Annotated in this window: 12 protein-coding genes; 10 read left to right on the top strand and 2 right to left on the bottom strand. The window is 69.7% G+C overall.

The window, feature by feature from the left end:
* Positions 1 to 3 precede the first annotated feature (3 nt).
* The 9 genes from LBC97_12970 to LBC97_12930 all read left to right on the top strand — a co-directional run bounded on the left by LBC97_12970 (position 4) and on the right by LBC97_12930 (position 9662).
* Entirely contained in the window at positions 4 to 1146 is a 1143-nt protein-coding gene (locus tag LBC97_12970) for a hypothetical protein (GenBank protein ID MDR2566937.1), read from the top strand.
* Positions 1143 to 2198, top strand: coding sequence for a hypothetical protein (locus LBC97_12965; protein MDR2566936.1), 1056 nt, complete (start codon positions 1143 to 1145; stop codon positions 2196 to 2198). The genes LBC97_12970 and LBC97_12965 overlap by 4 nt, the downstream gene beginning before the upstream one ends.
* 112 nt (positions 2199 to 2310) lie before the next feature.
* On the top strand, positions 2311 to 3663 hold the full coding sequence (locus LBC97_12960) for a hypothetical protein (protein ID MDR2566935.1): 1353 nt from the start codon (positions 2311 to 2313) through the stop codon (positions 3661 to 3663).
* Positions 3656 to 4345 (top strand): hypothetical protein, encoded by a 690-nt coding sequence (locus LBC97_12955; GenBank protein MDR2566934.1) that lies wholly within the window; start codon positions 3656 to 3658, stop codon positions 4343 to 4345. Before LBC97_12960 ends, LBC97_12955 begins: the two co-directional genes overlap by 8 nt.
* Positions 4346 to 4514: 169 nt before the next feature.
* Positions 4515 to 5096, top strand: coding sequence for a GtrA family protein (locus LBC97_12950; protein ID MDR2566933.1), 582 nt, complete (start codon positions 4515 to 4517; stop codon positions 5094 to 5096).
* Positions 5086 to 5805: a glycosyltransferase family 2 protein gene (locus LBC97_12945; GenBank protein ID MDR2566932.1), complete on the top strand. Its 720-nt coding sequence runs from the start codon at positions 5086 to 5088 to the stop codon at positions 5803 to 5805. Before LBC97_12950 ends, LBC97_12945 begins: the two co-directional genes overlap by 11 nt.
* A 219-nt stretch (positions 5806 to 6024) precedes the next feature.
* Positions 6025 to 7356, top strand: a complete 1332-nt coding sequence (locus LBC97_12940) for an aspartate kinase (GenBank protein ID MDR2566931.1) — start codon at positions 6025 to 6027, stop codon at positions 7354 to 7356.
* Positions 7353 to 8411 (top strand): aspartate-semialdehyde dehydrogenase, encoded by a 1059-nt coding sequence (locus tag LBC97_12935; protein ID MDR2566930.1) that lies wholly within the window; start codon positions 7353 to 7355, stop codon positions 8409 to 8411. The genes LBC97_12940 and LBC97_12935 overlap by 4 nt, the downstream gene beginning before the upstream one ends.
* A 72-nt stretch (positions 8412 to 8483) precedes the next feature.
* Positions 8484 to 9662: a glycosyltransferase family 4 protein gene (locus LBC97_12930; GenBank protein MDR2566929.1), complete on the top strand. Its 1179-nt coding sequence runs from the start codon at positions 8484 to 8486 to the stop codon at positions 9660 to 9662.
* Here the strand turns inward: LBC97_12930 and prpB are convergent.
* Complete coding sequence (prpB, locus tag LBC97_12925) at positions 9646 to 10539, bottom strand: methylisocitrate lyase (GenBank protein MDR2566928.1); 894 nt, start codon at positions 10537 to 10539, stop codon at positions 9646 to 9648. The two genes, LBC97_12930 and prpB, sit on opposite strands and share 17 nt — an antisense overlap.
* On the bottom strand, positions 10539 to 12050 hold the full coding sequence (locus tag LBC97_12920) for an MmgE/PrpD family protein (GenBank protein MDR2566927.1): 1512 nt from the start codon (positions 12048 to 12050) through the stop codon (positions 10539 to 10541). Before LBC97_12920 ends, prpB begins: the two co-directional genes overlap by 1 nt.
* Before the next feature lie 400 nt (positions 12051 to 12450).
* Here LBC97_12920 and LBC97_12915 point away from each other — a divergent pair, with 400 nt between their 5' ends.
* Positions 12451 to 13599, top strand: a complete 1149-nt coding sequence (locus LBC97_12915) for a bifunctional 2-methylcitrate synthase/citrate synthase (GenBank protein ID MDR2566926.1) — start codon at positions 12451 to 12453, stop codon at positions 13597 to 13599.
* Positions 13600 to 13846: the final 247 nt, after the last annotated feature.

Below are 13846 nucleotides of genomic sequence, written 5' to 3'. Positions count from 1 at the left end.
GACGTGGGCGGAAGCGAAGTGCCCCGCGCGGCCGCGCTTGACGGCCCAGAGCGGTGGCAGACGCGCGCCCGTCAGCTCGCGGCGGACAGATTCGTGGGCGCTGCGGCAGGCGCATCCAACCTCGGCGGGCTTGTGCGGCAGGTCGTGGCCGCGCCGGACGGCGAACTCGGCCTGTACGCGGTTGCCGGCGCGGTGCTACAAGAAGTTCGCGACCGGGAACAACAGCGGCAGGCGGAGGAACTCCGCGACGCCCGTGAAAGGCGCGCCAGCAAGCGGCTGGCTGCGGATCGGTGGATCGCGATCGCGGCGTTGGCAGCGCTGGTGACAGTAGTGGTGCCAACGGCTGTCGGCCGGTGGATTGGGCGTGACAGCACGTTGTTCCCGCCAGGGTTTGAAGCGCCGGGCAGCGTGCGCAACGCACTGCGCGACAGCCTCACGCCCGGCGGCCTTTGGCCGGTGGGCCAAGCCGACCAGGTGTTCGATTGGGTGGACTACTTCGCCGGGGCTCTCTTACTGGCCGCGCTCGCCGCCGCGGCCGTCAGCGCGATCCCGCCCTGGCGGGGTCGCTGGCGCCACTTGGCGGCGGCCGGGGCGGCGCTGATCGGATGCGTGGCCGCCTATCCGGCCGTGCTTGGGCTGTGGGAGGAGCGAGAGGCGGCGGCCGAGTCGATCGGCGTGGCACCCTATCAAGCCAAGAGCCACCAATCGAAAGTCGTCGAAGCTTATGGCAACGTCCCGGCTCGATGCGGCCTGGCAGTGGCCACAGTGGATGCCGCCGGCGGCCGGGGCGAATCCGACTTGATCGAGCTTGACGGCCATCGTTACTACGTCCGCGCCGTTTATCACGATCCGGACACCGACTACTACTATGCGGACGCCGCCGCCTGCAACCGTGTGGTCGTCTACCGCGACTGGACGGAAATCGCCCGTTTCGAGTTGGTCGACGGGGTGGCCCGGAAGGGCTGGCTGTGCGACACGGACGGCACGCCGGAGGGCCTTGTCTGGTGGTCTTTGGCGAGAATGAAGATCGGCGGCGGCTGGGATCAGGTTGTGATCCATTTCCGCTTCGCGGACCTGGCTTGGCGAGACGGACCGGCGATCGCCACCCTCGCGGGCTTCGTAGACCAGCACAGGATGTGCTTGTGAGCCGACGCCATTCGCCGCTGGGACCCCGGCCCGCCGTCTCCCGCTGGACTCGCGAGGCGGTCCGGCTGGCGGGGTGGCGTGGGCTCTCGGGTCCGGACCGGGTGCTGGCTGAGCAGGTCCGCCGGTCTGGCCCGGACGACATCGGGACCCACGTTGTGGGGCGGGCTGTCTTGGCGCGTTGGGCCATTCTGGGTGGGACCGGGGCGGCTCGGCGTTTGGGCCGGGCAGTCGAGCGGGCGGCCCGAGCGGTTCGCGCGGCGGGAGTGGCGGTCCATGGAGCGGTCGACCGGTGGCTTCTGGCGTTGGCCCTGGTGGCCGCGCTGCTCGCGCCAATCGCAGGCGAATTGGCGGTGCAGGCGTCCGCCTATATCGAGTGGTTGGCCATGGGCGGGGACAAGAGCGGGCAGGTCGTGGCCGGTTGGGCGCTGATAGGCCTGGCGCTGGCCGTTTGGATGCTTTTGCCGCCATGGCGCGACCGGGCCGGTTGGGTCGGGATTGGACTGTTTAACTTGATGGTCTGCCCGTTGACCCTGTGGTGGCTGTGGTCCATGCAACCTGAGCCGGAACCCGCGAGGCCTGCGTCCGTCGGCTGGCTGGACCCTTGGGGCACTGACCCGGACTTTGAACCTCCTCGCAGCCATTTCCGGAAGCTGGAACCCGCCTCAATCGAGGTGGACGGCGCAGTCTATTTTGTCTACCTGCTTTGGGCTGGCGAGCCGGAGCCCGGCAGCCGCCACTGGTCTGACGACTACGACACATGGGGGAACGCTCTCATCGCTTGGGACGGCGGCCCGGCCGACGGCTCCGCTGATCAGCGGCGCTTCGACTCGCGTCCGCTCAGCCTGCTCCGGCTCGGCGGCTTCGAGGTGGGCGAGGGCCAGTTGTGCGACACGGACGGCACGGAGGCCGGCATAATCTGGCGTTCCGTGCAGTACTCGACACCGGCCGGCGAAATGTACTTCTACCGCATTGCCGACCCTTACGCGGAGTCGCTCGACATGCTCCCGGTCCCCGACTTCTGGGAGCGTTTCCCCGTGTGCAAGCCTGAATAGTCAGGCGGCCGGCTCGGACCGCCGCCAAGAGCTGCGCCCGGCCCCGGGAAAGGCGGGTCGCGAAAGCCGCCGCCGCTTGGCCCCGCTGACGGACTGGGGGCACCATTGGAGGATGCATCGCGCCGCCCGGGCCACCAGGCGTCTTCGCCGGTTTCGCTCGGACTTCCAACCGGAGGCGGCGGCCCTCGCCCGCCAGGCCGAGGCGGCGGACGGCGACGACCTGGGCACGGTGGTGGTCGCGCGGGCGGTGCTGGCGCAGGCGGCGGCCGCGGAGCCAGCGCTGGAAAAGGCCGCCCGCCGCGAGCGGCGGTCGGCCTTGCGGCGCCCGTTCGGCCAGGCCGCGCCCGCCCGGGCGGTGGGCGGACCGCGGGAACGGCGCGAGGACCGGCGCTGGCTGGCCGACCAGTTGGTGGCGTTATCAGCTATGGCGTTGGTAGCCACCGTCGCCGTGCCCGGCTGGGTGGGGAAGTACCTTCTCCGCGACACGTTCTTGTTCCCGGCGGCGCTTTCGGCGCCGCCCGGCATGCGTGACGCCATGCGGTCGGGGGCCGGCGAGCCGCTGGGCGCCTTGACCCTCCGGCTGGAGGGGCCGTCGAGCTATCTGCTGCCGCATTTCCTGGCGGGCACGCTGTTGATCGTGGCGGTTGCAGCGTGCTTTGTGCTGTTCACGCCGCCGTGGCGCGGACGGCGGGCGCACCTGCTCGCGGCCGGCGCCGTGCTCGCCGCCTGCATTTTGGGCTATCCGACCGCGCTGGCGGTCTGGACAGACCGGGAGGCAACAGTGGAGGCAGTCGGCGTGGCTCCGCCCGATTTCCGGATCGCGCCAGCCGTCGGCGAAGGAGGGGTCCTGTGGCTGCGCGAGAACGACGTCAGCGCGTGCGGCCTGGCGGTCGCCGCGAACCCGGCCACTGGAGAGGCCAGGAACTACATTGACCTGGGCGACCACCGGTATTACGTCTGGACGGCGGCCGTCAGCGCCGATTCGGCGAGCGCCCACGCCTACACCTGCGCGGGCGGCTGGGAAATCGGCCAAGAAGCAGGCCAAGAACCAGGCCAAGAGGACGGCCAAGCGCGAGTCGGATCCCAAGCCGAGGCCCTCAAGGCGCGCTGGAACCGCTACGCGGGCGGCCAGCGTCTGCTCGCCTACCGGGACGGGGAGCGCCTGACCAGCGTCAGCCTGGACGGCGGGATTGTGGGGCGCGGAAGCCTGTGCGACACGGACGGGACGCCCGAAGGGCTCTTGTGGTGGTCGCGCGGGGTGGAGCGAAGCGAGCCCGGGAGCAACTCGCCCGCTGGCGAGGAGCGGGCGCAGGCTGCGGAGACTCCCGCAAACCTCGGGGTGGCCGACGAGGTGGCAATGTTCAGCTTGGCGGGCCCGGCCGAGCAGACCGCCCAGTTCACCACGCTGGCCGATTTCACGGCCAAATACCAAATGTGCGCGGGCGACGGGCCGGGGAATGGCTGAGGACGCACGGCCGGCCTCGCCCGGGCGGGATTGGGCCGGGGAAGCCCGCCGCGCGGCAGAGGCGTCCGCTCCCCTGCGGGCCTCCGCAGCCCGCCTGGAACGCGCGTCGGCGGCCGGCGGCCAAGACGAACTGGGAACCCACGTCGTGGCGCTCGGCGTCTTCAACCACTTGCGGCCGGCCCGCGAGTGGGCCGAAAGGGACCGCTGGGCGCTGCGGCGCATGGCTGCCCTCGCTTTTGGAGGCCGCGGCCCCCGGCGGGCATTGGACGGATTGGCGCTGGTGTTCGGGATCCTGGGCGCGGTGATTCTGGGCGGGAGGCTCGGCGTTGAGGCCGGCTGGCACCTGGGCGGCTGGAATCCGCTGGTGGAAAGCGGGCGGTCGGCCCTGAACCAGCAGTGGTCGGCCGGGATTGGGCTGATCGCCTTGGCAGCGGGGGCCTGGCTGTGCGCTCCCCCGTGGCGCGGGCGGGCAACGCGGGCGTTGGCGGGAGTTGCCGCCCTGGCTGCGGCGTGCGTGTTGCTGTGGTTCCAGTTTGGGACGGCCGGGCGCGGCGACGAGCCGACCCCGCCGGTTCCCTTTGACCAGGTAAACCTGGCGTGCGGGGACCACAAGAGCGAAGGCCCGTCGGTGGGCGCCGCCGGGGAGCCGATCCTTGGGCGCTGGACGCCACCAGGGGGTTGAGTCACCCCGCCCGGCTCGGCGGCCCGGCGGTTCGGGGGCCTGGCCAGATCCCAAAACCGGGACCCGGGACAAGTGAGGACGGGACCCGCGAGGGGCCGTGCTAGGGTGGCTGGGCGTCCGCCCATTCCACGCGAGCGGACCGCCGTCGTTTGACTTGGAAGGGTGGGACGTGGGAGCGGCTGGAACTTTCATACACACGGTCACCCGTTGGCCGTTCATCCGCCAGGTTCTCCTTTACGGCGTCTTCGGTTTGGTCGCCGCCAGCTGCGATTTCTTGGCTTTCCGTGCCTTGCGCGAGGCCGACTTCGCGTTGTTGGTGGCCAATCTGGTGAGCGTCAACCTGGGAATTGCGATCAGTTTCCTGTGCAACGCGTTTTTCAATTTCCGGCGAACCGACTTCTTGAGGCGACGCGCCGTGGTGTTTCTTTGCGTCGGCTGGTCCGGGTGGGCTCTGTCCAGTTTGATCCTGTGGGTTGGGGTCGAGCGGATGGACCTCGACGAGACCTGGGTGAAGCTCTTCTCGATCGTTGTCGTGGCCGCCTACCAATTCACACTCAACAAGTTGGTGACGTTCCGCGCCCGTTGGCTGGAGCGTCCCCGCGCCGCCGCCTCGCCCGGCCCCGGCGGGAACGCGAAAGCCGCCACCGTTTTGCCCGATGCCGTGGAAAAGGACCCAGCGTCGGTTGCGTCCGCCCCGCCCCAGGCCACTTTGGGCGGCGGCGTGGACAAGACAGGAGCCAATGATGAATGACGTGCTGTATGCAGTGGTGCCCGCTTACAACGAAGCGGACAACATCGCGGAACTGGTGGACGAATGGGTTCCGGTCATTGCGGCGACTGGCCCCGAGGCGCGCTTGGTCGTGATTGACGACGGCTCGAAGGACAACACCTTCAAACTGTTGGAGGAATTGCGCGAGCGCCACGGCGACGTGCTCTTGCCCCTGACCAAACCCAATTCCGGACACGGCGCGACTCTCCTGTACGGGTACCGCTGCGCGGTGGAGCAAGGCGCCGACTGGGTTTTCCAGACCGATTCGGACCGGCAGACGGTGCCGGGCGAGTTCCCGGCCTTCTGGAAGCGGCGGGACACCGCCGACGCGTTGATCGGCTGGCGGCGGGGCCGCCAGGACGGCTTCTCAAGGGTGATTGTCACCAAGGTCCTCAAGGCCGTGGTGCGGGTGGTCTTCAAGGTCAAGGCCCCAGACGCGAACTGCCCGTTCCGGCTGATCAAAGCGGAAGCCCTGAGTCAGGCCATGGCGACCATCCCGCCGGATCACAATCTGGCGAATGTGCTGCTCACAGTCCGCCTGATCCAGCAAGGGCGCAAAGTGCGCTGGGCGCCCGTCACTTTCCGCCCCCGTCAGGGCGGCACCAACTCGATCAACATCCCGAAGATCATCGGGATCGGCCGTCGCGCGCTGCGCGACTTCTGGGGTCTGCGCCGGCTACGCCAAGGCTAGAACGGTGGCGGAAAAGCCACCGTCCTAGGCCCAAGGCGGCGGGCTGGTAACGGCGGGGGCGCCGGGCGGGTGACCGGACGGCATCGGGCACGGGATTGGGGTCCGAGCGCTGACCGCGCCTTTGTGGGACAATCTGGCGGGCGGCCTTTGGAGCCGCAAGCGGCGACGGCGGCCCGGACGGGGCCGGCGCGTGGAGTCCAATCGGAAAGGCGGACGGCGTTGGGCCTGGTGGTGCAGAAGTACGGCGGTTCGTCGGTGGCGGACGCCGCCAGCGTGCTGAGGGTGGCCAAGCGGATCGCGGCCTACCGGGCGGCCGGGCACGAGGTCGTGGTGGTGGTCTCCGCCATGGGGGACACCACGGACGAACTGATCGACCTGGCGGGAGCCGTCTCGCCAAACCCGCCGGCCCGCGAGTTGGACATGCTGCTGACCGCGGGCGAGCGGATATCCATGGCGTTGCTGGCCATGGCCATCTCCGACACGGGACACGAGGCGCGCTCCTTCACCGGTTCGCAGGCGGGGATGATCACCGACGCGGAACACGGGCGGGCCAGGATTATCGATGTGACGCCGGGCCGGATCAGGGGTGCCCTGGATGACGGGGCCGTGGCCATCGTGGCCGGGTTCCAAGGGGTGTCGCAGACCACCAAAGACGTGACCACTTTGGGGCGGGGCGGCTCCGACACGACCGCCGTGGCCCTCGCGGCGGCGCTCGGGGCGGACGTCTGCGAGATCTACACGGATGTGGACGGCGTGTTCACGGCCGACCCCCGGACGGTTCCGGCGGCCCGCCGCATACCGGTGATAGCCCATGAGGAAATGCTGGAAATGGCGGCCGCCGGCGCCAAGGTGCTGCACCTGCGCTCGGTCGAGTACGCGCGCCGGTACGGCGTGCCCCTTCACGTCCGGTCGAGCTTTTCCGACCGGCCGGGCACGTTGATCGTGGAAGGGGCCGCCACCTTCCCCATTTCGCCCGACCAGACTTACAGTTCAGCGAGTTCAAACAGTTCAGGAAGCGAGAACGGCCAAGTGGAACAGCCTCTCATCTCCGGGGTCGCGCATGACTCCAGCCAAGGCAAGATCACCGTGATCGGCATCCCGGACGTGCCCGGCAAGGCCGCCGCCGTGTTCCAACTCGTCGCGGAGGCGGGCGCGGACATCGACATGATCGTTCAGAACGTCTCGACGGAGATCACGGGCCGCACCGACATTTCGTTCACTTTGCCGAGCGACGATGCCGCCGCCGTGGTGGACGCTCTCGAGGCCGGTCGGGAGGACCTCGGCTTTCAGCGCCTCGAGTACTCCGGGCGGATCGGCAAGCTCTCCCTGATCGGGGCGGGAATGCGGTCCCATCCTGGGGTGTCGGCGCGGCTGTTCGCCGCGCTCAGCGACGCGGGGATCAACATTGAGATGATCTCGACCTCGGAAATCCGGATTTCGGTGGTCACCGAACGGGATGATCTGGCGCGGGCCGTGCGGGCGGTCCACACCGCGTTCGGACTTGACTCGGCGGAGGGCGAGGCCGTGGTTTACGGAGGGACTGGAAGATGAGGATTGGCGAATCGGGCCACGACGTGGCGGTGGTCGGCGCGACCGGCCAGGTGGGCGGCGTCATGCGGACCCTGTTGGAGGAGCGCGAGTTCCCGGTGCGGTCGATCCGTTTCTTCGCGTCGGCCCGTTCGGCCGGCCGGACGCTGTCTTTCGCGGGCCGGGAGGTCGTGGTGGAGGACGCGGACGCCGACTCGCCGGACGGCATCGACCTCGCGTTGTTCTCGGTGGGCGCGGGCGCCTCGCGGAAACTGGCGCCCAGGTTCGCGGCCGCCGGGGCGCTGGTGATCGACAACTCGTCGGCTTGGCGGATGGACCCGGAAGTGCCCCTGGTGGTGGCGGAGGTCAACGGCGCCTTGGCCAAGGACGCCCCGAAGGGCATTGTGGGCAACCCGAACTGCACCACCATGGCGGCCATGCCGGTGTTGGCGCCGCTGCATCACGCGGCTGGTCTGCGCCGCCTGGTGATTTCCTCGTATCAGGCGGTCTCCGGGACCGGCCCCGCCGGGGTTGAGGAACTGGACGTGCAAACCCGGGCGGCGGCGGCCCAGGATCTGGCGGGGCTGAGGTTGGACGGCCACGCCGTGAACTTCCCCGATCCGGTCGCCTACATTGCCCCGATCGCGTTCAACGTGCTGGCCTGGGCCGGCTCGGCGGTGGATGACGGGCTGGGGGAGACCACGGAGGAGAAGAAACTGCGGGACGAGTCGCGCCGCATCCTGGACATCCCGGACTTGGCCGTCTCCGGCACCTGCGTCCGGGTGCCGGTCTTCACCGGGCACTCGCTGGCGATCAACGCCCAGTTCGAGCGGCCGATCGACCCGGCCGAGGCGCGCCTGCTGCTGAGCGTGGCGAAGGGCGTGGTCTTGGCCGATGTGCCGACCCCGCTGGAGGCGACCGGCCGGGATCCGGTCTACGTGGGACGCATCCGCCCGGACCAGTCGGTTCCGGACGGGCGCGGCCTGGCCATGTTCGTGGTGGGCGACAACCTGCGCAAGGGCGCCGCCCTCAATGCGGTCCAGATCGCCGAAGAGGTGATCGGCCGTTCGCGGTTCTAACGGAAACGGGGACGGTACCTATTTCCGGCCGGCCGGCAATAGGTACCGTCCCCGTTTCGCGGGGGGAGCAACATGCACACGCTGGTGATAACGAACGATTTCCCGCCCACGTTCGGCGGGATTGAGACCTTCATCGCCGAACTGGTCGGCCGGTTCCCGCCGGACCAGGTCACGGTCCTGGCCTCCACGCGGGCGCCTTTCACCCCCGAGGAGACCGCCCGCGCCGATTCTTCGCTGCCCTATCAGGTGGTCCGCCACCCGGACCGCACGCTGTGGCCCACCAAGAAGGTGGCGGCTTTCGCCGCCCAAGTGGCCCGCGACGTGCGCGCCGACGCGATCTGGTTTGGCGCCGCCGCCCCGTTCGCGCTGATGGCGCGCGAGTTGACCCGGCGGGTGGAGGTGGGCCGCACCGTCGCCACCACCTACGGCCACGAGGTCTGGTGGGCGGCCGCGCCGGGCGCCCGGCAGGCCCTGCGCCGGATTGGCGACAGCGTGGACGTGGTCACTTACCTGACCGATTACACCGGCCGGCGGATCGCCGGCGCGTTCTCCCCCGCCGCCCGCGCCCGCATGGTCAAGCTTTGCGCGGGGGTGGCCTTCCCCGCCGCCGATGCCGTCCGGTCGCCCGCCGCCGCCGCCCGCGCCCGCGCCGCCTTGGCGTTGGGAGACGGCCCGGTGGTCCTGTGCGTCTCGCGGCTGGTGCCGCGCAAGGGCCAGGACCGGTTGATCCAGGGCTGGCCGAAGGTGGCGGCCGCCCATCCGGAGGCCAGGCTGGTGATCGCCGGCACGGGGCCGTATGAGGCGAAGCTCCGCGCGATGGCCGCCGCCAGCCCGGCGGCGGACTCGATTGTGCTGGCCGGCCGCGTGGAGGACGCGCGACTGGCCGAGTTGTACGCGGCCGCCTCGGTCTTCGCCATGCCGTGCCGGTCGCGGCTGTTCAACTTGGAGGTGGAGGGCCTGGGCATTGTCTACCTGGAGGCGCAGGCGGCGGGCGTGCCAGCGGTGGCCGGCGACTCGGGCGGCGCGCCGGACGCGGTCCTGGAGGGCAAGACCGGTTTCGTGGTTGACGGGCGGGGCTGGCGGCCGGTCACCGCCCGGGTCGCCGAGTTGCTGGACGACAGGGAGCGCGCGGCGGCCATGGGCGCGGCCGGCCGCGAATGGGTGCGCCAAGAATGGGGCTGGCAGGGCCGCTACGAAACCCTGGCGGCGCTGCTCCACCCGTCCCCGTTTCCGGTTAGGACTGGAAGTTGAAGACCGTGTCGTCGAATTGGGCGTAGGACTGGTAATCCAGCAGGTCGTAGAGCTGCGCCCGGGTCTGCATGCGGGGCACGCAGTTGGACAGCGAGCCCGTCGCGGCGATTTGGTCCAGCGCCCTCGAGGCCAGGCCCATGGCCAACCGCAGCAGCGAGACCGGGAAAATGACCAGGTTGACCCCGACGTCCGCGAGTTGCTGGACGGTGAACAACTCGGACTTGCCGAACTCGGTCATGTTGGCCAGCACGGGCACGTCCACGGCGGCCCGGACCGCCGCGAACTCCTCCAGGGAGGCCATGGCCTCCGGGAAGACGGCGTCCGCCCCCGCGTCCACCAGGGCCTTGGCGCGGTCCACGGCCGCGTCAAGGCCGGACACCCCGCGCGCGTCCGTGCGGGCCATGATCAGGAAATCCGGGTCGCGGCGCGCCTCCACGGCGGCTTTGACCCGCCCCAGGGCCGCGCCCAGGTCAACCACCTGCTTCCCGTCCAAATGGCCGCAGCGTTTGGGGTTGACCTGGTCCTCGATGTGGATGCCGGCCAGGCCCGCGTCCTCCATGGTCTGGACCGTCCGCGCCACGTTCATGGGCTCGCCGAAGCCCGTGTCGGCGTCCGCCAAGACGGGCAGGTCCGTCATCCGGGCGATCTGCCCCGCCCGCGTGGCGACCTCGGTCAACGTGGTCAGGCCGATGTCCGGCAGGCCCAGGTCCGCGGCGATCACCGCCCCGGAGACGTACACCCCCTCCATCCCCTTGGCCTGGATCAGCCGCGCGCTGAGGGGATTGAAGGCGCCGGGGAAGCGCTGGATTTGGCCGGAGGCCAAAGCGCCGCGCAGCGCCGCCCGCTTGGCCGAGGGGGCCACCCGCGAGTACATCATCAGAACAGGCCCCCTTGGCGCAGGCCGGCCAGGTAGTCGGGCCGGGCGGTGATGGTCAACTGCCCCACCTCGTCGGGGCTCAGCTTGTCGAGTCGGGCGGCCAAGTCCAAGAAGCGGTCCATTTCGGCCGGGGCGAGGGCCTCGGCCGCCAGCGAGCGGAACTTGTGCTCGTATTCGGCCCGCCCAAAGGGCCTTGCACCCAGCGGATGGGCGTCCGCCACCGCGATCTCGTCGACTATCACCCGCCCGTCCGCCAAGGTGATCTCGACCCGGCCGCCAAAGGCCTTCTCAGCCGGGTCGTTGGAGTGGTAGCGCCGCGTCCAGTCCGGGTCCTCGACCGTGGTGATCTTGCGCCACAGCGCCCCCGTGTCCGGGCGGGCGGCCCGCTCCGGGGAGTAGGAGCCGACATGGTCCCACGCGCCGTCTTGCAGCGCCACCGCGAAGATGTACGGGATCGAGTGGTCCAGCGTTTCACGTGAAGCGGACGGGTCGTACTTCTGCGGGTCGCCGGACCCGGAGCCGATCACGTAATGCGTGTGGTGCGAGGTCGCGATCACAATCGATTCGACCCGCGCCGGGTCCGCCGCCTCCGGGTAGAGGGCCCGCAGCCGGCGGGCCAGGTCGATCCAGGCCTGGGCCTGGTATTCGGCCGAATGCTCCTTGGTGTAGGTGTCCAGGATGGCGCGCTTCGGCTCGCCGGGCTCCGGGAGCGGGACCAGGTAGTCGGCATCGGGACCGTCCAAGAGCCAGGCGATCACCCCGTCCTCGCCTTCGTAGATCGGGGACGGCGAGCCCTGACCGCGCATGGCCCGGTCCACCGCCTCGATGGCGACCTTGCCGGCCAGCGCCGGCGCGTACGCCTTCCAAGACGAGATCTCGCCCTTGCGGGACTGCCGGGTGGCCGTGGTGCAATGCAGCGCCTGGCCGATCGCCTGGTAGATGGTGGCCGCCGGCAGCCGCAGCATGGCGCCCAGCCCCGCCGCGACGGACGGGCCCAAGTGCGCCACGTGGTCAATCTTGTGGGCGTGCAGCGAAATCGCCTTGACCAGGTCGACTTGGATCTCATACGCGGTCACAATGCCGTCTAGCAGCGCCGCGCCGTCCAGTCGCCTGTGTTGCGCCACGGCCGTCAAGGGCGGGATGTTGTCGCCCGGATGCGAATACTCCGCCGCCAGGAAAGTGTCGTGGAAGTCGAGTTCGCGGACCGCCACCGAATTGGCCCATGACGCCCATTCCGGGGAGTAGCGCTGATCGGAGGTGAGGCCGAACACCGTCGAACCCGGATCGTAGGGGTGCGCCTCGGCCTGCGCGCGGGCGGCCGCCACCGGCGGCCGGTTCAGGGAGGCCGCCGCCACGGCGGCGTTGTCGATCACCCGGTTGATCACCATTTCCCTGACTTCGGGGAGGATTGGCGCCCGGTCGGCCGCGACATCGGCGATCTTCCAGGCCAATTGCTCCGCCCGCTCAAGGGATTGGCCGTGTTCTTGGACTCGCACCTGGTGGGTTATCACCTGGAACCTTCTTTCTGGCTGCTGGTCGGCTGTGTGCGGGCCCGGGCGCGCCCGGGCGGCGGCAGCGGACGGAAGAAGGGGGAGTTCGTCCGAAAAGACCGCGCCGCCAAGGCCTTGCGAGCGGCCCCTGCGGGTCGCGGTCCGCTGGAGGCGCCGCCCGTTGGAGCGGCACCTCCAGACCATGTTCGCACCTTTGCGCCAGCATTGCCAATTTCAGGTGTTAGCATGGCAAGACAAGTTGCGAGGCGCGGCCACATGCGCTCTGGGCGACCGGACGGCATCGTGCAAACACGACCGTCAGAGCCGCTGCCACTTGCCCCAACCTCCCCCGGTTCCCCCGACTGCGCTCAGCGCTGCCTTCTTAGGCTCATGCCTAACCAAATGAAACGAGGAACCGGACATGACTGAAATACGTAAAGGCCTTTACGGCGTGATTGTCGACACCACCGCTGTCTCCAGCGTCAACCCGGAGACGAACTCGCTGCTCTACCGCGGCTACCCGGTCCAGGAGTTGGCCGAGAAATGCTCCTTCGAGGAAGTCGCCTACCTGCTCTGGAACGGCGAACTGCCGACCGGGGCGCAGCTGGAGGTGTTCTCCGAGGTCGAAAGGTCGCAGCGCGCCATGACAGCCCACATGAAGGCCGTGATCGACGCGATCCCGCTGACCGCGCACCCCATGGACGTGCTGCGCACGGCGGTCAGCTACCTGGGCACCACCGACCCGAACGCCTGGGACCAGACCCCATCCTCCAACCAGGCCAAAGCGCTGCGGCTGTTCGCCCAGATCCCCGCGATTGTGGCCTACGACCAGCGGCGCCGCCGCGGCCAGGGCGTGGTCGCGCCGCGCGAGGACCTGGACTACTGCTCGAACTTCCTCCGCATGACCTTCGGGGACGTGCCGGACCAGAAAGTGGTCGACTGCTTCCGCGTGTCCATGGTGCTCTACGCCGAGCACTCGTTCAACGCCTCCACCTTCACGGCACGGGTCATCACCTCCACGCTGTCCGATTTGTATTCGGCGGTGACCGGCGCGATCGGGGCTCTGAAGGGCCCGCTCCACGGCGGCGCCAACGAGGCGGTGATGGACGTGTTCGAGGAGATCGGCTGCGCGGACCGGGCTGAAGACTGGTTGGACCGGGCCTTGGCGGCCAAACGCAAGATCATGGGCTTTGGGCACCGCGTCTACAAGAACGGCGACTCGCGGGTGCCCACAATGAAGGCGGCCCTTGACCAGTTGATCGACCATTGCGAACGGCCCGACATGGCGGAGCTCTATGACGCCTTGAACCAGGCGATGGACGCCCGCAAGGGCATCCAGCCGAACCTCGACTACCCGTCCGGGCCGGCGTACCACCTGATGGGCTTCGACACGGCCACGTTCACGCCGTTGTTCGTCGCGTCGCGCGTCACGGGCTGGACCGCGCACATCATGGAGCAGTTGCAGGCCAACCAACTGATCCGGCCGCTGTCCATGTATGACGGCCCCGCCGAGCGCGCCGTGGTGCGCCCGTCCGACCCGCAAATGGAGCCGGAACTGATGCTGGTCTAACCGCCGGGCCCGGGGCGGCTGGCCCCACGGCATCGTCGCAGGTAGGCGGCCCGCGCCGTTCCGGGCCCGACCGGGCGCCTGTCCGGAACTCCCCGAAGCGAGCCAAAACCCGCCGCTTCGGGGAGAAACGGACAACCGCCGGGCCCGGGGGCGGCTGGCCCCACGGCATCGTCGCAGGTCGGCGGCCCGCGCCGTTCCGGGCCCGACCGGGCGCCTGTCCGGAACTCCCCGAAGCGGGCCGAAACCC

Source organism: Bifidobacteriaceae bacterium (assembly GCA_031281585.1).
Lineage (GTDB): Bacteria > Actinomycetota > Actinomycetes > Actinomycetales > WQXJ01 > JAIRTF01.
This window is presented reverse-complemented; position numbering and strand designations above follow the sequence as displayed.